The sequence below is a fragment of the Stenotrophomonas sp. DDT-1 genome, assembly GCF_001580555.1.
In the GTDB taxonomy this organism is placed as follows: domain Bacteria; phylum Pseudomonadota; class Gammaproteobacteria; order Xanthomonadales; family Xanthomonadaceae; genus Stenotrophomonas; species Stenotrophomonas sepilia.
Genome location: NZ_LEKR01000097.1, coordinates 1 through 510 on the forward strand (window position 1 = coordinate 1; position 510 = coordinate 510).

1 protein-coding gene is annotated in these 510 nt (G+C 61.4%); it reads left to right on the forward strand.

Annotation, left to right across the window (positions count from 1 at the left end):
* Positions 1-47: 47 nt before the first annotated feature.
* Positions 48-510: IS3 family transposase (locus AB839_RS20880; RefSeq protein ID WP_061480774.1), on the forward strand; the 463-nt coding region annotated here is incomplete at its 3' end.

A 510-nucleotide genomic window follows, 5' to 3' on the forward strand; every position in this document is an offset into this window, starting at 1 on the left:
GAAGTGACCCCCGGGAGTTGGACATCAGATCCAACCCCGAGGGATACATGAACAGATACGACGCGCGTTTCAAGCTGCAGGTCGCCAAAGAGGCCTGCAAGACCTCCACATCGGTCAAAGCCGTTGCTCGTCGCTACGGCCTGGAGTTCTCCACGGTCAGGCGCTGGGTGGCGACCTATCGGCTGCATGGTTGGCGCGGGTTTCGCCGCCAGGCCCAGTCCTATGACCTCGCATTCAAGCTGGCTGTCCTGAAGAAGATGGGCCAGGACGGCATGTCCGGGCGGGAGGCCACCACTTACTTTCAAATTGGCGATGCCGGCGCGGTGGGGCGGTGGCGTCGGCTGTATGCTCAAGGCGGTGCCCAAGCGCTGGCACCACCTCCGCCGCCGCCCCGAAAGCCGATGAAAAAGACCCGTTCGTCCAAGCCACCTGAGGAAATGAGCCGCGATGAGCTGCTCAAGGAAGTTGCCTATCTGCGTGCGGAGACCGACTACCTAAAAAAACTCGATG